The 19,520-nt window shown below is 55.3% G+C and carries 22 protein-coding genes and 1 other annotated feature; of the genes, 19 read left to right on the top strand and 3 right to left on the bottom strand.

What is annotated here, in order from left to right; all coding sequences use genetic code 11:
• From rplD to pheT, 15 genes are all read left to right on the top strand, one after another.
• Complete coding sequence (gene rplD / locus PGY33_RS06455; protein WP_110435212.1) at positions 1–624, top strand: 50S ribosomal protein L4; 624 nt, start codon at positions 1–3, stop codon at positions 622–624.
• On the top strand, positions 624–917 hold the full coding sequence (gene rplW, locus PGY33_RS06460) for a 50S ribosomal protein L23 (RefSeq protein ID WP_110435211.1): 294 nt from the start codon (positions 624–626) through the stop codon (positions 915–917). Before rplD ends, rplW begins: the two co-directional genes overlap by 1 nt.
• Before the next feature lie 271 nt (positions 918–1,188).
• Positions 1,189–2,022 (top strand): 50S ribosomal protein L2, encoded by an 834-nt coding sequence (gene rplB, locus PGY33_RS06465; protein WP_118478294.1) that lies wholly within the window; start codon positions 1,189–1,191, stop codon positions 2,020–2,022.
• Between the two features lie 18 nt (positions 2,023–2,040).
• Positions 2,041–2,322, top strand: a complete 282-nt coding sequence (gene rpsS / locus PGY33_RS06470; protein WP_110435209.1) for a 30S ribosomal protein S19 — start codon at positions 2,041–2,043, stop codon at positions 2,320–2,322.
• Between the two features lie 17 nt (positions 2,323–2,339).
• The gene (gene rplV, locus PGY33_RS06475; protein ID WP_118478296.1) at positions 2,340–2,675 is read left to right on the top strand and encodes a 50S ribosomal protein L22; all 336 of its coding nucleotides are present in this window, start codon (positions 2,340–2,342) and stop codon (positions 2,673–2,675) included.
• A gap of 13 nt (positions 2,676–2,688) precedes the next feature.
• Complete coding sequence (rpsC, locus tag PGY33_RS06480; protein WP_116704663.1) at positions 2,689–3,456, top strand: 30S ribosomal protein S3; 768 nt, start codon at positions 2,689–2,691, stop codon at positions 3,454–3,456.
• The gene (gene rplP, locus PGY33_RS06485) at positions 3,456–3,881 is read left to right on the top strand and encodes a 50S ribosomal protein L16 (protein WP_110435206.1); all 426 of its coding nucleotides are present in this window, start codon (positions 3,456–3,458) and stop codon (positions 3,879–3,881) included. The genes rpsC and rplP overlap by 1 nt, the downstream gene beginning before the upstream one ends.
• Complete coding sequence (gene rpmC / locus PGY33_RS06490) at positions 3,881–4,081, top strand: 50S ribosomal protein L29 (protein ID WP_110435205.1); 201 nt, start codon at positions 3,881–3,883, stop codon at positions 4,079–4,081. The genes rplP and rpmC overlap by 1 nt, the downstream gene beginning before the upstream one ends.
• An 18-nt stretch (positions 4,082–4,099) precedes the next feature.
• Positions 4,100–4,357 (top strand): 30S ribosomal protein S17, encoded by a 258-nt coding sequence (gene rpsQ, locus PGY33_RS06495; RefSeq protein ID WP_054326963.1) that lies wholly within the window; start codon positions 4,100–4,102, stop codon positions 4,355–4,357.
• Between the two features lie 12 nt (positions 4,358–4,369).
• Positions 4,370–4,738: a 50S ribosomal protein L14 gene (rplN, locus tag PGY33_RS06500; RefSeq protein WP_116704662.1), complete on the top strand. Its 369-nt coding sequence runs from the start codon at positions 4,370–4,372 to the stop codon at positions 4,736–4,738.
• Between the two features lie 15 nt (positions 4,739–4,753).
• Positions 4,754–5,071 carry a 50S ribosomal protein L24 gene (gene rplX, locus PGY33_RS06505; RefSeq protein WP_110435203.1) on the top strand — a complete coding sequence of 106 codons (318 nt, stop codon included), beginning with the start codon at positions 4,754–4,756 and terminating at the stop codon, positions 5,069–5,071.
• Between the two features lie 19 nt (positions 5,072–5,090).
• Positions 5,091–5,636 (top strand): 50S ribosomal protein L5, encoded by a 546-nt coding sequence (gene rplE / locus PGY33_RS06510; RefSeq protein WP_117555184.1) that lies wholly within the window; start codon positions 5,091–5,093, stop codon positions 5,634–5,636.
• A 14-nt stretch (positions 5,637–5,650) separates the two neighbouring features.
• Positions 5,651–5,836: a type Z 30S ribosomal protein S14 gene (locus tag PGY33_RS06515; RefSeq protein ID WP_110435201.1), complete on the top strand. Its 186-nt coding sequence runs from the start codon at positions 5,651–5,653 to the stop codon at positions 5,834–5,836.
• Between the two features lie 721 nt (positions 5,837–6,557).
• Positions 6,558–6,792: a binding site (T-box leader), on the top strand.
• A 102-nt stretch (positions 6,793–6,894) separates the two neighbouring features.
• Complete coding sequence (gene pheS, locus PGY33_RS06520) at positions 6,895–7,914, top strand: phenylalanine--tRNA ligase subunit alpha (protein ID WP_118478298.1); 1,020 nt, start codon at positions 6,895–6,897, stop codon at positions 7,912–7,914.
• Positions 7,915–8,101: 187 nt separating this feature from the next.
• Positions 8,102–10,510 (top strand): phenylalanine--tRNA ligase subunit beta, encoded by a 2,409-nt coding sequence (pheT, locus tag PGY33_RS06525; RefSeq protein WP_270477810.1) that lies wholly within the window; start codon positions 8,102–8,104, stop codon positions 10,508–10,510.
• A gap of 55 nt (positions 10,511–10,565) precedes the next feature.
• Here pheT and PGY33_RS06530 read toward each other — a convergent pair whose 3' ends face one another.
• A complete protein-coding gene (locus PGY33_RS06530; RefSeq protein ID WP_270477811.1) occupies positions 10,566–12,395 on the bottom strand; it encodes a copper amine oxidase N-terminal domain-containing protein in 1,830 nt (609 codons plus the stop codon).
• A 145-nt stretch (positions 12,396–12,540) separates the two neighbouring features.
• Here PGY33_RS06530 and PGY33_RS06535 point away from each other — a divergent pair, with 145 nt between their 5' ends.
• Positions 12,541–13,365 carry a polysaccharide deacetylase family protein gene (locus PGY33_RS06535; protein ID WP_270477812.1) on the top strand — a complete coding sequence of 275 codons (825 nt, stop codon included), beginning with the start codon at positions 12,541–12,543 and terminating at the stop codon, positions 13,363–13,365.
• Positions 13,366–13,529: 164 nt separating this feature from the next.
• Here the strand turns inward: PGY33_RS06535 and aroF are convergent, their stop codons facing one another.
• On the bottom strand, positions 13,530–14,546 hold the full coding sequence (gene aroF / locus PGY33_RS06540; RefSeq protein ID WP_270477814.1) for a 3-deoxy-7-phosphoheptulonate synthase: 1,017 nt from the start codon (positions 14,544–14,546) through the stop codon (positions 13,530–13,532).
• Between the two features lie 190 nt (positions 14,547–14,736).
• A complete protein-coding gene (locus PGY33_RS06545; protein ID WP_270477816.1) occupies positions 14,737–15,420 on the bottom strand; it encodes a peptidoglycan recognition protein family protein in 684 nt (227 codons plus the stop codon).
• 631 nt (positions 15,421–16,051) lie between these two features.
• On the opposite strand from PGY33_RS06545, the gene speD reads away from it, so the two are divergent.
• From speD to speE, 3 genes are all read left to right on the top strand, one after another.
• Complete coding sequence (speD, locus tag PGY33_RS06550; protein ID WP_110435194.1) at positions 16,052–16,816, top strand: adenosylmethionine decarboxylase; 765 nt, start codon at positions 16,052–16,054, stop codon at positions 16,814–16,816.
• A 226-nt stretch (positions 16,817–17,042) separates the two neighbouring features.
• Positions 17,043–18,500, top strand: a complete 1,458-nt coding sequence (locus PGY33_RS06555; RefSeq protein WP_117491390.1) for an aminotransferase class I/II-fold pyridoxal phosphate-dependent enzyme — start codon at positions 17,043–17,045, stop codon at positions 18,498–18,500.
• Positions 18,501–18,516: 16 nt separating this feature from the next.
• Positions 18,517–19,374, top strand: a complete 858-nt coding sequence (gene speE / locus PGY33_RS06560; RefSeq protein WP_118478310.1) for a polyamine aminopropyltransferase — start codon at positions 18,517–18,519, stop codon at positions 19,372–19,374.
• The last annotated feature ends 146 nt before the right edge of the window (positions 19,375–19,520 follow it).

Raw genomic sequence — 19,520 nt, forward strand, 5'->3', positions numbered from 1 at the left:
ATGCCTACAGTAGCAGTTTTTGATATGACCGGTAAGAAGACCGGCGAGATGGAGTTGAACGCGGCTGTTTTCGGTATCGAGCCGAACATGACCGTTGTACACGCTGCAGTAAAGAATTATCTGGCTAACCAGCGTCAGGGCACTCAGTCCACGCTGACCCGCGCCGAGGTTCGTGGCGGCGGCATCAAGCCGTGGCGCCAGAAGGGCACCGGCCGTGCTCGTCAGGGTTCTATCCGCTCTCCGCAGTGGACCCATGGTGGTATTGCCCTCGGCCCGAAGCCCCGTTCCTACAACTACAGCCTGACCAAGAAGACCAAGCGTCTGGCTATGCTGTCCGCTCTGTCTGCAAAGGCAGCAGCAGGCGAGATCATCGTAATCGATGGCCTGGATATGGGCGAGATCAAGACCAAGTCCTTCGTTGGTTTCCTGAACGCAGTTGAGGCAACCGGCAAGAGCCTGGTAGTTACTCCGGAAGTTCGCACGAACGTTGTAAAGTCCGCTGCAAACATCCCGGGCGTACGCACCACGATCGCGTCTACCCTCAATGTATACGACATCCTCAATGCTGACAAGTTCATCATCGACAAGGCAGCAGTTGAGAAGCTGCAGGAGGTATACGCATAATGAAGTACGCATACGACATTATCAAGAAGCCGATCATCACCGAGCGTTCCATGATGGGCGCACAGGACAACAAGTACACCTTCGAAGTAGCGATCGATGCCGGCAAGGTAGAGATCAAGAAGGCTGTAGAGGAGATCTTCGGCGTTAAGGTTGCCAAGGTTAACACCATCAAGCTGCCGGGCAAGTGGAAGCGCATGGGCGTTCACGTTGGCAAGCGTTCCGACATCAAGAAGGCGATCGTAACCCTGACCGCTGACTCCAAGAAGATCGAGATCTTCGAGAACATGATGTAAAAACCACTTCGGCTGCTAAGGCGAGCCTGAGTGTTCCCGCGAAGCGGGTTTTCAATAGAATCTGCTTGCAGATTCATAAAAACCGGGAGCATGTATCACGGTTTTTATACAAGAGCGAAGAAAAGTTTCGTTGGTCGGAACTTTTCGCAGCCTTGGTTTCATCCGCGCTGTGCGCGGTGGAACCTCTCTCGTCTGAAAACGTGTTTTCAAACGAAGTAATTGTATGGGGAAGCCACCCCGATAATAACGTATCAAGGAGTTGAAATTCCAAATGGCTATCAAGACTTTCAACCCGACGACGCCCTCGCGCAGAAATATGACTGTGCTTTCCTACAAGGGTCTGTCTAAGGTGAAGCCCGAGAAGAGCCTTCTCGAAAAGGTCAAGAAGACCGCTGGCCGCAACAGCTACGGCCGCATCACCGTTCGCCACATCGGCGGCGGCAACAAGAAGAAGTACCGTATCATTGACTTCAAGCGTCAGAAGCTCGACGTTTACGCCGAGGTTAAGACCCTGGAGTATGATCCGAACCGTTCCGCTAACATCGCTCTCATTCAGTACGAGGACGGCGAGAAGGCATATATCCTCGCTCCCGAGGGCCTGAAGATCGGCGACAAGGTCGTTTCTTCCAAGGATGCCGACATCAAGCCCGGCAACTGCCTGCCGGTTGAGAACATTCCGGTTGGTACCATGATCCACAACATCGAGCTGTACCCGGGCAAGGGCGCACAGCTGGTTCGTTCCGCAGGCGTCGGCGCTCAGCTGATGGCTAAGGAAGGCGGCAAGGCAATGGTTCGTCTGCCCTCCGGTGAGCTGCGTTACGTCCGTCTGGACTGCAAGGCTACCATCGGCGTTGTTGGTAACTCTGATCATTCTAACGTACAGCTGGGTAAGGCTGGCCGTACCCGTCATCTGGGTATCCGCCCGACCGTTCGTGGTTCTGTAATGAACCCGTGTGATCACCCGCACGGCGGCGGCGAAGGCAAGAGCCCGATCGGTCGTCCGTCTCCGGTTACCCCGTGGGGCAAGCCGGCTATGGGTTACAAGACCCGCAAGAAGAACCACCGCACCGACAAGCAGATCGCTCGTCGTCGCAACGGCAAGTAAGAAAGGAGTTATCTTAATATGGGCAGAAGTGTTAAGAAAGGCCCTTTTGTGGCTCCTGAGCTTATCAAAAGAGTCGTTGAAATGAACGAAAAGGGCGAGAAGAAGGTCCTCAAGACCTGGTCCCGCGCTTCCACGATCTTCCCTGAGTTCGTCGGTCATACTATCGCAGTACACGACGGCCGCAAGCACGTTCCGGTATACGTTACCGAGGACATGGTTGGTCACAAGCTGGGCGAGTTTGCTCCCACCCGTACCTACAAGGGTCACGCGGGCAGCAAGACCTCCAATAACGGCAAGTAAGGAGGAGTTAAAGTAACATGGAAGCAAGAGCTATTGTACGCAACGTACGCATGACCCCGCGAAAGATCAAGCTGATCTGCGATCTGATCCGCGGCAAGGATGCGGGCGAAGCTATGGCCATCATCATGAATACCCCCAAGGCAGCATGCGAGCCGATGGAGAAGCTCCTCAAGAGCGCAGTTGCCAATGCCGAGAACAATCACGGCATGAACACCGACAAGCTTTACGTTAAGGAAGTTCACGTCGGTCCCGGTCCGATCATGAAGCGCGTTATGCCGCGTGCACAGGGCCGTGCATTCAGAATCCTCAAGAGAACCTCGCACATCACGCTGGTTCTTGGCGAGAAAGAATAAGGGAGGGTAATCAATGGGCCAGAAAGTAAATCCGAACGGTCTCCGTGTCGGCGTTATCAAGAATTGGGATTCCCGTTGGTTCGCTAAGGACAATGTGTTCGGCGACCTCCTCGTGGAAGACTACGAGATCCGTAAGGATCTGAAGAAGCGTCTGTACGACGCAGGCGTTCCGGCGATCGAGATCGAGCGCAAGAACGACGAAATCAAGATCATGATCCAGTGCGCACGTCCCGGCATGGTTGTCGGCCGCGGCGGCGAGGACATCAAGAAGCTCGAAGAAGAGCTGACCAAGAAGTACGGCAAGAAGGTTCGCTGCTCCATCATCGAGATCAAGAACCCGGACACCAACGCTACCCTGGTTGCTGAGAACATTGCAGCTCAGCTCGAGAAGCGCATCGGTTTCCGCCGTGCAATGAAGCAGTCCATGGGCCGTGCAATGCGCATGGGCGCCAAGGGCATCAAGGTTTCCTGCGGCGGCCGTCTGGGCGGCGCGGAAATCGCACGCACCGAGCATTACCACGAGGGCACCATTCCGCTGCAGACCCTGCGTGCGGACATCGACTATGGTTTTGCTGAAGCTGCGACCACCTACGGCCGCATCGGTGTTAAGGTATGGATCTACAAGGGTGAGGTTCTCCACGGCGGTCCGCGTCTGGGTCGCTCCATTGAAGCTCCGAAGCCGGCATTCGAGCGCCGCGATCGTCGCGGTGACCGTCGCGGCCGTCGTGACTTCAACCGTGGTGAGCGTCGTGCTCCCCGTCAGGAAGGAGGCAACCGTTAATGCTGCTCCCTAAGAGAGTTAAGTATCGTCGCGTTCATCGCGGCCGTATGACCGGCAAGGCTACCCGCGGTAACTTCGTATCGAACGGTGAGTTCGGTATCCAGGCTACCGAGCCGTGCTGGATCACCTCGAATCAGATCGAGGCAGCCCGTATCGCTATGACCCGTTACACCAAGCGTGGCGGTCAGGTATGGATCAAGATTTTCCCCGACAAGCCGGTTACCAAGCATCCGGCTGGTGCTCGAATGGGTTCCGGTAAGGGCGCACCCGAGTACTGGGTTGCAGTAGTTAAGCCGGGCCGTGTACTGTTTGAGATCGCAGGCGTTTCCGAGGAAGTTGCTCGTGAGGCACTGCGTCTGGCAAGCCACAAGCTGCCCTGCAAGACCAAGTTCGTTGCCCGTGAGAAGAATGGCGGTGAAGCATGATGAAGGCATCTGAGATCAGAGAACTGACGGCTGAGGAGCTGTCTGCAAAGCTCGGTGAGCTGAAGAAGGACCTCTTCAACCTCCGTCTGCAGCTCGCTACCAATCAGCTCGACAACACCAACAAGATCAATGAAGTCAAGCACGACATTGCTCGTATCAATACCGTTATCCGCGAGAAGCAGATCGCGGAGAAGGCATAAGGGAGGGAAACGAATATTATGAGCGAAAGAGCATTACGCAAAACGCGAGTAGGCAAGGTCGTTTCCGATAAGATGGATAAGACCATTGTCGTAGCAATTGAGGATCGTGTAGCACATCCTCTGTACAAGAAGGTTATTCCGCACACCTATAAGCTGAAGGCACACGACGAGAACAACGAGTGTGGCATCGGTGATAAGGTTAAGGTGATGGAGACCCGTCCGCTGTCCAAGGACAAGCGCTGGCGCCTGGTCGAGATCATCGAGAAGGCAAAGTAAGGAGGAGAGCACATGGTTCAGCAGGAAAGCTTTCTGCGTGCAGCTGACAACAGCGGCGCAAAGGAACTGAAGGTAATCCGTGTTCTCGGCGGCTCCGCACGCAAGTACGGCAACATCGGTGACGTAGTTGTTTGCTCGGTGCGCAAGTGCACCCCGGGCGGCGGCGTAAAGAAGGGCGATGTCGTTAAGGCAGTTATCGTCCGCACCGTTAAGGGCCTGCGCCGCGCTGACGGCAGCTATATCCGCTTTGACGAGAACGCTGGCGTTATCATTCGTGATGACAAAAACCCCCGCGGCACCCGTATCTTTGGGCCTGTCGCTCGTGAGCTGCGTGACAAGGATTACATGAAGATCCTGTCGCTTGCTCCGGAAGTACTGTAAGGAGGTCGCCAACAAATGAACAATTTGCACGTTAAGACGGGCGACACCGCAGTCGTTCTTTCCGGCAAGGAAAAGGGCAAGCGCGGCAAGATCCTGTCCGTAAACCCGAAGAAGGGTATGGTAGTAATCGAAGGTGTGAACATGATCAAGTGCCACACCAAGCCCCGCCGTCAGGGTGAAACCGGCGGCATCATCGAGCGCGAGGGTGCGCTGCGTGCCTGCAAGGTAATGCGCGTATGCCCGAAGTGCGACAAGCCGACTCGTGTAGCGCACAAGTTCACCGAGAACGGCACTAAGCTGACGGTGTGCAAGCACTGCGGCGAAACGCTTTAAGAAGAGGAGGTTGCAATAAATGGTTCCGAATATGAAAGCAAAGTATACTGCGGAAGTTGCGCCTGCTCTGATGAAGAAGTTTCAGTACGAGAGCGCAATGCAGATCCCGAAGCTCGACAAGATCGTAATCAACGTCGGCTGCGGTAAGGAAGCAAACGGTAACTCCAAGGTTATCGAGGCTATTGTCCGTGATATCACCCTGATCTCCGGCCAGAAGCCGATCATCACCCACGCTAAGAAGTCCATCGCAAACTTCAAGCTGCGTGACGGCATGCCGGTAGGCGTTAAGGTAACCCTGCGCCGTGACCGCATGTGGGAGTTCCTGGATCGTCTGTTCAACGTAGCTCTGCCGCGTGTACGCGACTTCCGCGGCATCAACGGCAACGCATTTGACGGCCGTGGCAACTACGCTCTGGGTCTGAACGAGCAGCTGATCTTCCCGGAAATTTCCTATGATCAGATCGACAAGATCCGCGGCATGAACATCGTTATCTGCACCACTGCAAATACCGATGAAGAAGCAAAGGAGCTGCTTACTCTGATGGGCGCTCCGTTTGAGAAGTAAGGAGGAGAAGTTAAATGGCTAAGAAGTCGATGGTTCTCAAGCAGCAGGCTAAGCCGAAGTTCTCCAGCCGAGCTTACAACCGCTGCAAGATTTGCGGCCGTCCGCACGCTTACCTGCGTGATTTCGGTATCTGCCGTATCTGCTTCCGCGAGCTGGCTTACAAGGGCCAGATCCCGGGTGTCCGCAAGGCATCCTGGTAAGGAAGAGCGATTTCAAAAAGGAACCCGTAAGGGTTCCTTTTTTTATGCTCTAACGGTGGGCAGAGACCATTTCTGCACCGACTGATCGGGGCACGCGAACTGCGTAAGCGGCCTCGCCCCTAACGGGCGGCAGCCTTTTTCAGCACCGGCTGAGCGGGGTACGCGAACTGCCGCAGGCGTGTTCGCCCTTTCCGGGCGGGGAGTTTTTCGCTGCACCTCAGCGGGGAGTGCGCTGACGCCGCGCGGGCGCACAAGAGGGTAGACACCTGCGGTTTCCACCCTCTTGTGAATCTCCCCTTTCCCTTGGAGAGTCTGGCGCAGATTTCCTATATGTGACCGCTGCGAAAAAAGGGAACGATAGAGGATTTTTTCTACCGTAGGGGAGCACAGTGTGCTCCCATTTCTCTACCTATTCGCAGTGCCAGACAGTTTACTGCTACACAGGCGGTTTGGTCTCCGCAGGCGCGACACAAGGTGAATTGCCCGGAGGACAAGAGAGGGTCCCCTGGGGATGACAGTGCCGCGCAACGCTTTTGTGTGTTGTTACGGACGGCACCTGCGGGTTTAATAATTGGTACAATCTATCTCGTAGGGTGCGCCGACCTCGGCGCACCGCTAAACAAAGGAAAACATCACGTTAAATCTTTGTTTTAACGAAAAAATCCGGTTTTCCTCTTGCATTTTCCTGCAAAATGTGTTTTAATAATTCTGTTATGAATATTCCAATGCGATGAGCAGGAAAAGTAACGCTGTGTTCCTCTTTCTCAGAGAGAACGGTCCCATGGCTGCAAGCCGTTTATCGAGGTATGGCGCGAAGTTCCCCTGTGAGCACCGGTGCTGAATAGATGCAGTAGGCGCCGGCGAAGTAACGCTCCGTTACCGGCGTTCAATGAGTGCCCGATTTTTTTCGGGAATCAGGGTGGTACCACGGAAGTTTTACGCCTTTCGTCCCTAATTTTAGAGGGATGAAAGGCGTTTTTTGTTTCATTAGGAATTACTAACTACTAATTGGTATAAGAGACCATCCCTTATATACAAGCCAAAGAAGGAGAATTGGTATGAAAGAAAAGCTGCAAGGCATTTTGCAGACCGCGAAGGAGCAGCTCGCTGCCGCGAAGGATTCGCGCGCGCTGGACGAGGCCCGCGTTAAGTTCCTCGGCAAAAAGGGTGAGTTGACCGCGCTGCTCAAGGGCATGAAGGACGTTGCTGCAGAGGAGCGTCCGGTTGTTGGTCAGCTGATCAACGACGTTCGTGCGGAGATCGAAACCATCATTGAAAAGCAGAAGAAGCTGATCGAGCAGGCTGCGCTCGAGAAGAAGCTGGAGGCTGAGACCATCGACGTTACCCTGCCGGGTGAGGACGTTGTCATCGGCAAAAAGCATCCGCTGAACATCGTGCTCGATGAGTTCAAGGAGATTTTCCTCGGTCTGGGCTTCTCCATCGCGGAAGGCCCGGAGGTCGAGCTCGACCACTACAACTTTGAGGCTCTGAACATTCCGAAGGATCATCCGGCACGCGACACGCAGGATACCTTCTATATTTCGGATAACGTTGTGCTCCGCACGCAGACCTCTCCGATGCAGGTCCGCACGATGGAAAAGCGCAAGCCGCCGATCCGCATTATTGCGCCGGGCCGTGTTTACCGTTCGGACGCCGTTGACGCAACCCACTCTCCGCTGTTCCATCAGATCGAGGGTCTGGTTGTCGATAAGGGCATCCGCATGAGCGACCTGAAGGGCATTCTCGAGCTGTTCGCAAAGAAGCTGTACGGCGAGGACACGGTTGTTCGTTTCCGTCCGCATCACTTCCCGTTCACCGAGCCGTCTGCGGAGATGGATATCCAGTGCTACCGCTGCCACGGTGAAGGCTGCCCGCTCTGCAAGGGCGAGGGCTGGATCGAGATCCTCGGCTGCGGCATGGTTCACCCCAAGGTGCTTGAGATGAGCGGCATCGACCCGAATGAATACTCCGGCTACGCCTTCGGCATCGGTCTGGAGCGTATGGTTATGGGCCGCTTCAAGATCGACGATATCCGTCTGTTCTATGAGAACGACGTTCGATTCCTGCACCAGTTCTAAACCTGCACCCGTAGGGCGGGATGACCTCATCCCGCCGCACTCTCCCGCATGTTACAAGCGATACGTATTATCGTAGGGCGCGACGACCCCGGCGCGCCGCTCGTAAGTATATGCAGGCGGCAAATACGGCGCGCCGAGTCGTCGCGCCCTACGGACAACAATAACACCAAAAGGAGTGTTCCTATCAATGAAACTGCCATTATCCTGGCTTTCGGATTATACCGATATGAACGGCATCACCCCGAAGGAGTATGATGCCAAGCTGACTATGTCCGGCTCCAAGGTCGAGGAGGTTTACTACCTCGGCGCGGAGATCGACAACGTTGTGACCGGCAAGATCCTCGAGGTTGTCGATCACCCGGATTCCGACCATCTGAAGATCTGCCAGCTCGATGTCGGCAAGGAGGAGCCGGTGCAGATCGTCACCGGCGCACCCAATGTAACGCCTGCGTCCGTTGGCGAGATCTGCCCGGTCTGCCTGCACAAGTCCACCCTGCCGGGCGGCGTGAAGATCACCAAGGGCAAGCTGCGCGGCGTGCCGTCCAACGGCATGATGTGCTCGTTCCAGGAGCTGGGTCTGTCCCACGGCTGCGTACCGTATGCGTGCGAGAACGGCATCCTGTTCCTGCCCGCCAGCACGCCGGTCGGCGAAGACATCAAAAAGGTACTCGGTCTGGACGACTGGGTTTCCGATTTTGAGATCACATCCAACCGTCCGGACTGCCTGAGCGTGATCGGTCTGGCCCGCGAGACTGCGGCTACCTTCGACCGTCCGTTCAGCGTTAAGACCCCGGAGGTAAAGGGCGTTGGCGGTAACATCAACGAGTATATGTCGGTTGAGGTTAAGGATACCGACCTGTGCCCGCGCTACACCGCCCGCATTGTTAAGAACATCAAGATCGAGCCCTCTCCGGCGTGGATGCGCGAGCGCCTGCATGCCTGCGGCGTTCGTCCGATCAACAACATCGTTGATATCACCAACTATGTTATGCTCGAGTACGGCCAGCCGATGCATGCGTTCGACTACAAGTGCCTGTCCGACGGCCGCATTGTTGTCCGCCGTGCCCGAAACGGTGAGTCCATCCAGACTCTGGACGGCGTAGATCACGACCTGAGCGACAAGATGCTTGCCATCTGTGACAACGACAAGCCGGTTGCTGTTGCAGGCGTTATGGGCGGCGCAAACTCCGAGATTATGGACGACACCAAGACCGTCGTTTTCGAGTCCGCAAACTTCCACGGCGCTACCGTTCGTATCACCGCAAAGGCGCTCGGCATGCGTACCGAGGCCTCCGGCCGCTTTGAAAAGGGTCTTGACCCGCGCATGACCCTCGATGCGGTCAACCGTGCGTGCGAGCTGGTGGAGCAGCTGGGCGCAGGCGAGGTCATCGACGGCATTATCGACGTTGACAACTCCGACCCGAACCACAAGCGTCTGCCGTTCGAGCCGGACAAGATGAACGCCCTGCTCGGTCTGGAGCTGTCCGCTGAGGAGCAGGTAAAGCTGCTCGAGAAGCTGGACTTCAAGATTGAGAACAACGAGGTCGTTGTGCCGTTCTTCCGCACCGACATCAACCGTATGTGCGACGTAGCCGAGGAGGTTGCCCGCATGTACGGCTACGACAAGATTCCGACCACGCTGTATGCAGGCGAGATGGTACAGGGTGAGTTCACGCCGTCTCAGCAGGCGGAGCGCGCTGCCGCTCTGGTTTGCCGCGAGGCAGGCTTTGACGAGTCCATGAGCCACTCGTTCATCTCCCCGAAGTTCTACGACATGATCGGCTGGGACGAGAACGACCCGCGCCGTATCTCCACCACCATCCTCAATCCGCTTGGCGAGGATTTCAGCGTAATGCGTACCACCGTGCTGCCGTCCATGCTGGATAATCTGGCGCACAACCACGCGCATCGCAACCCGACCGCTTCGCTGTACGAGCTGGGCACCATCTACACCCCGACCGTCAAGGACGGCAAGGCTGACCCGGACGTACTGCCGCACGAGGAGAAGATCCTGACCCTCGGCAGCTACGGCCGCCTGTCCTTCTTCCAGTTCAAGGGCGTAATCGAGGCGCTGCTGCGTGAGCTGAACATCAAGGGCGCGTCCTTTGCTCCCGAGAAGGCCAACCTGTCCTACCACCCGGGCCGCTGTGCCAAGGTGCTCATTGACGGCAAGGAGATCGGCGTATTCGGCACCATTCATCCGACCGTTGCCGCACGCTACGGTCTGTCCGGCGAGGTACTCGCTGCCGAGCTGCAGATGGACGCACTTCTGGCCGCCATCGACCCGGAGAAGCTGTATCATCCGCTGCCCAAGTTCCCGGCATCCACCCGCGATATCGCGGTTCTGGTTGACGATGCCGTTCCGGCAGCCTCCATGCAGGCCACTGTTGAGAAGGCAGCAGGCAAGCTGCTCGAGTCGGTCAAGCTGTTCGACGTTTACAAGGGCAAGGGCATCCCGGAGGGCAAGAAGTCCGTGGCTTATTCGCTGTCCCTGCGCGCACCCGACCGTACCCTCACCGATGAGGAGTGCGACAAGGCAATGCGTGCCGCTATCTCGGCGCTTGAGACCGAGTTCGGCGCTCAGTTGCGCGGTTAAGTTCCCGAAAAAATACAAAAAAGAGCAGATACGAAAGTATCTGCTCTTTTTATGTTTATAGGAATGTCGAAAGAAAATCAGACATATCGGTGATTTCGTTACCGTCCTCATCATAATAGGTGCTTTCCGTATCCCACAAAATGATTTTGCTGCCCTTGGGCGGAGTAGCGGTCGGTGCGGTATCTGTCGGAGACGCGGTAAGTGTGCTTCTGCGCACCAGCTTGCTCTTGTTTTTGACCTGTTCGGTGCGCATAAAGCTGAGACTGCGCAGCTTGCCGGAGAATTCAATCGTCGTAATAGACTGCGTATACCAGTTGGTATAGCTGCTCGATGTAGAACCGGAGATCGAACCGTTCGACGTATCCAGCGTATACTTTATTGTGCTGGTTGAAGTATCAGGATCGCTGCCGAGCATATCCTGCAGATCAATATTGGCGGTATAACGCGAACCGCTGCGCGTGAACAGACTGTCGCCTGCAAGTGCTTCCCAGTTGCGGCATTCCTCGTAGGCATCGGCAAAGAGTTTAGACCATTCGTACCCATAGGTGTTTTTTTCGCTGTTGATGACGATGGATTCACCGACTGTATTCACCTTGCCCTGTGCCAGTTCGGACCAGCGTTCGACAAAATCGGTTGCGCCGAATACGGTGTCCATCGTTGCAACATTGACCCATGCACCGTTTTTCATGGCGGTGCGTTCTTCAGGACGGTCCTTTTCCGTGCCGCGGTACATCTCCGACAGGGCAGGACTGCGCATGTAAAAGCAGCCGGCACCGGAGTCACTGCCGCACAAATCAACTTGCAGATTTTTGAGCGTGCTCTTGTCAGAACTGCGCAGTGTGCGGAAGATGGACCACTCAAACGAATCATCCGTAACAAAGGGGATAGAGGAATAATTCGGATAATATTCACTGGGAAGATCGCTCAAATCAGCGGATAGATGGACTTCTGCGGCATTTTCATCGGTCAGTGCGTTGATTTTTGCACTTGCGCGATAGGACTTGTCTCCTGCGATGGAATCATACAGAGTGTAGTCAGTCGAAACATTGATGGTGCTGCTCAGTGCCTTTGCATTCTGACCGTAGGACGGCTGTGCTTTGAGCCACTGGTTGAGCACAGTAAAATGACTGTCAATGTCTGCAATCAGTGCATCGCGGTCATACAAAACAGCGGTCTGCACACTGTTCTCCCACTGCACGGTAAGGCCGAAGCCTTCCGCGAAAAAACGTACCGGAACATAAGTGCGGCCCATCTTCTTGTACGGTGCGGAATCAACAGCGGTGGTCTTGATAACCTTGCCGGTGCTGTCATCGGTTATGGTTAGCTGGTTGCCGCCGAGCGAGAAAGCAAGCGTCTGTCCGTTTTTCTTAGCGGTGATTGCGCCTGCGTTGTAGTCTACCTCAGCGCCGAGCGCCTCGGCAATCGCGCGGAAGGGAACCATGGTACGGTTGTTGGCCTTCTCAGGCTGGGCGTCCGGGAATTTGACGGCCTGACCGTTCAGCTGCACCGCAAGCTGCTCGGACCGGTAATCGGCGGTCTGTATCATTTCTCTTGCGGCCTGACGACAGTAGTCGTCCATATCTTTCCACTGGCCGTAGTCGATATAGCGGTACAGCGTGTCCATATCTTCCAGACCGAAATAGGAAAATCCGAGCGATGGATCGGCGTGCAGCTGCTGTACATACCGGCGGAACATATCGCTGGCAGTATCGTAATCAAAATGAACGAAATTGCCGAGATAGCTGCGGGTAAAATCCTCCGCGCTGTCGTACCCGAACTGCTCGTACATCGGCGGGGTGGTGTCCAGCGCAAGCGCGCTCGGTGCAGAGCCTGCCAGCAGCAGTGCCGCCAGTGCCGCAGAGGCAAATCGTTTCATCTTTTTCATGTCGTAACCCCCTCATGTTGGTGTTACTACCATTGTACAGGAAATCGGTAGGGGTTGTCTACCTGTAACCTGACGCAAATTGGCAGAGAAAAATCGGCATATTGCCCATGCAGCCGCATAGGGTAGAGCAAGGGAGGGCACTGCTATGTTTATCACGATCACACGCACGGGTCTGCGCCGAATCGGTGTGGGACTTAGCGCTTTTGCGGTTCTGACTGCGGTTTTCATTCTGTTTCCGCGCGAAAATACTGAGCCAACAGCCGCCGAACAGGCGGTTCCTGCGTCTGTCAGTGACTGGGGATTATCGTTCCAGACCGAGGGACAGCCGCCGGTCGGCAATGTCTCCGCCGAGGAACTGCGGCAGTACAACGCGTTTTACGTCGGTGATACGAGCAAAAAGACCATCTACCTGACGTTCGACGCGGGTTACGAGAACGGCTGCACGCCTGCTATTCTGGATGCGCTCAAAAAGCATAACGCGCCTGCCTGCTTTTTCGTGGTGGGCAACTTTATTGATACCGCACCGGATCTCGTAAAGCGCATGGCTGCGGAAGGGCATATTGTGGGCAACCATACGCTGCACCATCCGGATATGTCCGGCATTGCGGATAAGAGCGCGTTTGCGGCAGAGCTGAACGGTCTCGAGGAGAAATACACCGCGCTGACCGGTCAGCCGATGCAGAAATTTTATCGTCCGCCGCAGGGCAAGTTCAGCGAGGAGAATCTCCGGCAGGCGCAGGAGCTGGGGTATACCACGGTTTTCTGGTCGCTCGCGTATGTGGACTGGTATACGGATAACCAGCCGACCGATGAGCAGGCATTCTCCAAGCTGCTGCCGAGAATTCATAACGGGGCGATCGTGCTGCTGCATTCCACCAGTGAGACCAATGCGAGGATTCTCGATGAACTGCTGACGAAGTGGGAGGAGGCAGGATATACGTTTGGTGCTCTGACGGAGCTGGCGCAGTAATTGAAAATGGAGAATGGAAGATGGAGAATGAATGTGTCCGCGCACAGCGCGACAATTAAAATACGGCGCTCCGCGCCGTTCCTTAATTTTCAATTTTCCATTCTCAATTCTCCATTGCAAATAAAAAGACCTCTCCAAGTAAGGAGAGGTCTTTTTATTTGCGTTTACGGCATCATGGTGCGGCCTTCAAACTCGGCGCGGCGCTTGATGTCCTTCATGACGGTATCGAACTGGTTGAGGTCGAGCGACTGCGCACCGTCGCAGAGGGCGTGCGCGGGGTCGTTATGCGCCTCGATGATCAGGCCGTCAGCACCGGCAGCGATGGCTGCGCGGGACAGCGGCTGCACCATATCACGGCGGCCTGCTGCGTGGGACGGGTCGATGATGATCGGCAGGTGGCTGAACATCTTAACCAGCGGAACAGCGGAGATATCCAGATTATTGCGGATCAGCTTCTCAAAGGTACGGATGCCGCGCTCGCACAGGATAACATTGGTATTGCCGCCTGCGAAAATGTACTCGGCAGCCATGAGGAACTCCTCCATGGTGGCGGACAGACCGCGCTTGAGGAGGATCGGCTTTTTCGAGCGGCCCAGCTCCTTGAGCAGCATGAAGTTCTGCATGTTGCGGGCGCCAAGCTGGATGATATCTACATCTGCGAACAGATCGAGGTGCTTTTCGCTCATGATCTCGGTGACGATCGGCAGACCGGTCTGACGCTTTGCCTCGAGCAGCAGCTTGAGACCCTCGGCCTCCAGACCCTGGAACGAGTACGGGGAGGTACGCGGCTTGAATGCGCCGCCGCGCAGGAAGGATGCACCGGCAGCCTTGACGCGCTCGGCGCACTCGACGATCTGTGCTTCGTTCTCGACCGAGCACGGACCTGCCATAACATTGAAGTAGCCGGCGCCGATCTTGCGGCCCGCAACCTCGATGATCGTGTCCTCGGGGTGGAACTTGCGGTTAACGGCCTTAAACGGCTCGGTCACGCGCTGTACACGCTCGACCACGTCATACGCCATAATGTCCCTTTCATCGAGCCGGGTCGTGTCGCCCATCAGGCCCAGGATGGTGGTATCTGCGCCCTCGGAATAGTTGATCCGCAGCCCCATATCCGTGAAATGCTGCATCAGTTTTTCGACATGTCCTTTGTCGCTGTTTTGTTTGAGTACAACGATCATTTCAGTTCACTCCTTCACAATGTGATAAATTTTAAGTAGAATTCGATATACGCTTGATTTTTCAGCTTTTTTACAGCGTACGATTTGAAGTATACCATATCAGAGGATAAAAAGAAAGAGCGATTTACGACAAATCGCCCTTTGATTTTCCACGGTTTTTGCACATGGTTGCATGCTGCTAACCGAATACTTATGATGCTTTTGCCGCTTCGTCGGCCTTCAGCTCCTTGTATTTTGCGGTTACCGCGCTGCAGAACTCGTCCCAGCGGCCGCTGTTGATGAGGGTGGACGGACAGATTTTGCCCGAAAAGTCCTGATGCTTTTTCAGTGCCTTGGACGGGTTCAGGTCGTACTCGATCAGCAGCCGCGCACACAGCTTTTCGGTGTTGATGAGCGTCTGTTCGTAGTTGCCGTCCGAGTTGACGCACATTTCAATGCCGATGCCGTTCATGTTGCCGCCGTTCTTCTCCATGCCGTCGCCTGCGTGATAGGCAGTCTCATCATCCGGCAGATGGTGGTAGATCTCGTGATCGTCCACCGTGTAGTGCCACGAAACAATGCCCTCCTCGGCGTTGGCGTTCTGGTGGATGAACGAGTTGTGCGCGGCCGCATTTGCGCCGGCGCCGGTGTTGTCGGTCTCGTGGATGACGAGATATTTGATCTCGCGCTTCTGTCCCGGACGGGCGCGTGTGCCCTCGGGAAGAAAGTCGGTCATCACCGGAATATCCTCAATGTAGGTCAGACCGGCGTCGGTCTGCGGCTCGCGGAACACGATCTTCTGTGTCAGCATGCCCGCCGCAAACGACACGATCATCAGTCCGACTGTCAGCATCAGGCTGACCCGAAGTCCCTTGCTTCTCTTTTTGCGTGCCATGATTCACCTTATCTTTTCAGAATGATATCGTCTTACTGTTCCATTGTACTACGTTTTACGCGATTTTTCAAAACAAAGACTGTAAACTTTTTGTGATGGCGGCACCGTATATGCGGATTCGGTATCAAATTCGTAAAATTTGCAAGATGAACTTGCATTTGCACGCGGATTCCCTTATAATAAAAGTTATTCGGAGAGGCGAAGCCTTTCAGCAGAATTTCTTTGACCGCCCGGTTTCTGCGCGAAAACGGTGCCAAGGCCATACGGACAGCCGGGTCAAATGCCGAAACTGGCAACTTTGTTGCCTTATTGAATTTTATAAGTTGGCTGACTAAAAGCCGTGTGCCGCGGGCGCATCACACTTGTGAAACGATCAATAAGAGTACAAAGGCAACACCTACAATGAAGACTGCGGCGCTTTGCGGCACAAAATTTACTCGCAAATCGCTCTTGCTTCATTATGCGGTATTGCCTAAAAGTAACGATTCTTGCTATATAGACTCTTTCCTCTTCCATAAAACCTACGGAATGTGCAGAAGCATCTGCAAAAAGAGAATGATCATCCCCAAGTGAAAGCGTACCGTGTGTACCCCTTTCGCCTGGGGATTTTTTGGTATTGTGAGGATATGAAATGCAGAACAAGCTTAAACTTTACGGGTTCAACAACCTGACCAAGGCGCTGTCCTTCAACATTTATGATGTCTGCTATGCAAAGACCGAGCGCGAACAGCGTGACTACATCAAATATATCGACCAGCAGTACAACTCCGAACGACTGACCGGCATTCTCGAGCGGGTGACCGAGATGATCGGTGCGCATGTGCTGCACATTTCCAAGCAGGATTATGACCCGCAGGGCGCCTCCGTAACCTTTCTCATCGCGGAGGAGCACATGAAGCCGGCCCTCGAGCCGGATACCATCGTTGCGCACCTCGATAAGAGCCACGTTACCGTGCATACCTATCCGGAGTACCATCCGGATACCTGCCTTGCCACCTTCCGCGTGGATATTGACGTAGCCACCTGCGGTGAGATCACGCCGCTGTCTACGCTCGATTACCTCATCGGCTCGTTCGATTCGGATATCATCACCATGGACTACCGCGTGCGCGGCTTTACCCGCGATATCGAGGGTAAAAAGCTGTTCATGGATCACCATATGACGTCCATTCAGGACTTTATCGACCCGAAAACGCTCGAGCGGTACGACGCATACGACATTAACGTGTACCAGTCCAATCTGTTCCACACGAGAATGCTGCTCAAGGAGGTCGATCTGCAGAACTACCTGTTCAATACCGACATCTATGAGCTGCCGCCGAAAACAAGACTCAAGATTCACTCCGACCTCAGACGAGAGATGATTGAGATTTTCTCGGGGAAGAACATCTACTGATTTCGATTGAAAATACATTTTCAATCGAGAAAGACAAACCGAACGATGTTCGGTTTTGTCTCACAATAAACTTTGCGCGTCGCTGCGCGGCACACAAAGTTTATTCCTTGTATAAAAACCGTGATACATGCTCCCGGTTTTTATCAATCTGCTGCGCAGATTGTATTTCATGCGCGCTTCGCGCGAAAGCGCAGCATATCATTCTCTGCCGAAAGAAGGCATTTTTATGGATCAATCCCGCGCGCCGATCATGGAGGCGCTCGAAAACTTCAAAGACATGCGTATTGTGCCGTTCGATGTGCCCGGACACAAGCGCGGACGCGGCTCGCCGGAATTAACGAAATTCCTCGGTCAGCAGTGCATGACGGTGGACGTCAATTCGATGAAGCCGCTCGACAATCTGTGCCACCCGACCAGCGTTATCCGCGAGGCCGAGGAGCTGGCGGCGGATGCGTTCGGTGCGGCGCACGCCTTCCTGATGGTGGGCGGCACGACGAGCAGCGTACAGGCGATGATCCTGTCCGTTGTCAAGCGCGGAGACGAGATCATCCTGCCGCGCAACGTACACCGCAGCGTCATCAACGCATTGGTGCTGACCGGCGCGATTCCGGTTTACGTCAACCCGCAGATGAACGACCGGCTTGGCATTTCGCTCGGCATGTCGGTCGCGGATGTGAAGGCCGCCATTGAAAAGCACCCGTCCGCAAAGGCGGTGCTCGTCAACAACCCGACCTATTACGGCATCTGCTCGAACATTCGGGAAATCGTAAGGCTCGCGCACGCGGCAGGCATGAAGGTGCTCGCTGATGAGGCGCACGGCACGCATTTCTACTTCGGTGAAAATATGCCGGTCTCCGCGATGGCGGCGGGCGCGGATTTAGCATCCGTTTCCATGCACAAGTCGGGCGGCTCGCTCACGCAGTCCAGCTTTCTGCTGTGCGGTCCGTCCATGAACGCGGAGCACGTTCGCCAGATTATAAACCTGACCCAGACGACCTCCGGTTCGTACCTGCTGATGGTCAGTCTGGATATTTCGCGCAAAAACCTTGCGCTGCACGGAAAAGAGATTTTCCGAAAAGTCGTTGACCTGACGACCTATGCGCGTGAGGAGATTAACGCCATCGGGGACTACTACGCCTACGGCAGCGAGCTCATCAACGGCGACACCGTGTACGATTTCGACACGACCAAGCTGGCGGTGAACACACTGGACGTTGGTCTGGCGGGCATCGAGGTGTACGACATTCTGCGCGATTTTTACGATATTCAGACCGAGTTCGGTGATCTCGGCAACCTGCTCGCCTATGTTTCGGTGGGCGACCGTGAGCGCGACCTGGAACGTCTGGTAGCCGCTCTGGCGGACATTCGCCGCCGCTACAAGCGCGACAAGGCGACGCTCATGCGGCAGGAGTATATCTCTCCGCAGGTGGTTGCCGGCCCGCAGGAGGCGTTCTACGCGGACAAGAAGGCCATGCCGCTCGAGGAGTCGGTCGGACGCATCTGCGCGGAGTTTGTCATGTGCTATCCGCCCGGCATCCCGATCCTCGCGCCCGGTGAGCGTATCACCCGCGATATTCTTGATTATATTCGCTACGCCAAGGAAAAGAACTGCATGCTGCTCGGCACCGAGGACCCCGAGGTGAACAACCTGCAGGTCATCCGCGGCGTTGTCAGCCCGGAATAAAAGGAGCGTTTCACCCATGCAACTTACCTTTACTGAAATGCACACGCCGACGGTTGGGCTGCAGATACAGGTAGACCGTCAGCTTTACACCGAACAGAGCGATTTTCAGCGCATCGACGTGTTTGAATGCGAGGAATTCGGTCGGTTTCTCACGCTTGACGGCTACATGATGCTGACCGAGCGGGACGAGTTCATCTATCACGAAATGATGGTGCATGTGCCGCTGGCCGTGCTCGGTGAGAAGATTAAAAAGGTGCTCGTCATCGGCGGCGGTGACGGCGGCTGTGTCCGCGAGCTGTGCCGCTATCAGCACATCGAGCATATCGACCTTGTGGAGATCGACGAGCGCGTTGTTGCGGTCTGCAAGGAGTACCTGCCCGGTGTGGCGTGCTCACTGGACGACCCGCGCGTGCACATTCTCTATCAGGACGGCCTGAAATATATCCGCCGCATCGAGGACGAGTACGACCTTATCATCATCGACTCGACCGACCCGTTTGGACCGGGCGAGGGCCTGTTTACGATGGAATTTTACGGCAACTGCTACAAGGCGCTCAAGGAGCACGGCGTGCTCGTCAATCAGCACGAAAGCCCGTTCTACAAGGGCGATGCACTGGCGTGCCAGAGAGCGCACCGCAATATCGTGCACTCGTTTGAGCTGAGCCGTCTGTTTCAGGCGCATATCCCGACCTACCCGTCCGGACACTGGCTGTTCGGCTTTTCGTCGCGCGGCGTGCATCCGGTGCGCGATCTGAATCCGGACTGGTGGAACAGTCTGGGACTGGAAACCAAATATTACAATACCAATCTGCACAAGGGCGCGTTCTATCTGCCGAATTATGTGCAGAAGCTGCTGGAAAAGGTGGAAGAATAACGGAATCGTTAGAAAACCGCTCCGGTTTGGATTGGGTAGCCGCTTTGCAAGCGGGTTCGCCCCTTCCGGGCGGCAGCCTTTTTCTCTGCACCGGCTGAGCGGGGGACGCGAACTGCGTTAGCGTGTTCGCCCCTAACGGGCGGGGA

Origin of the sequence: Butyricicoccus sp. AF18-9LB, assembly GCF_027684505.1 — a bacterium.
Lineage (GTDB): Bacteria > Bacillota > Clostridia > Oscillospirales > Butyricicoccaceae > Agathobaculum > Agathobaculum butyriciproducens.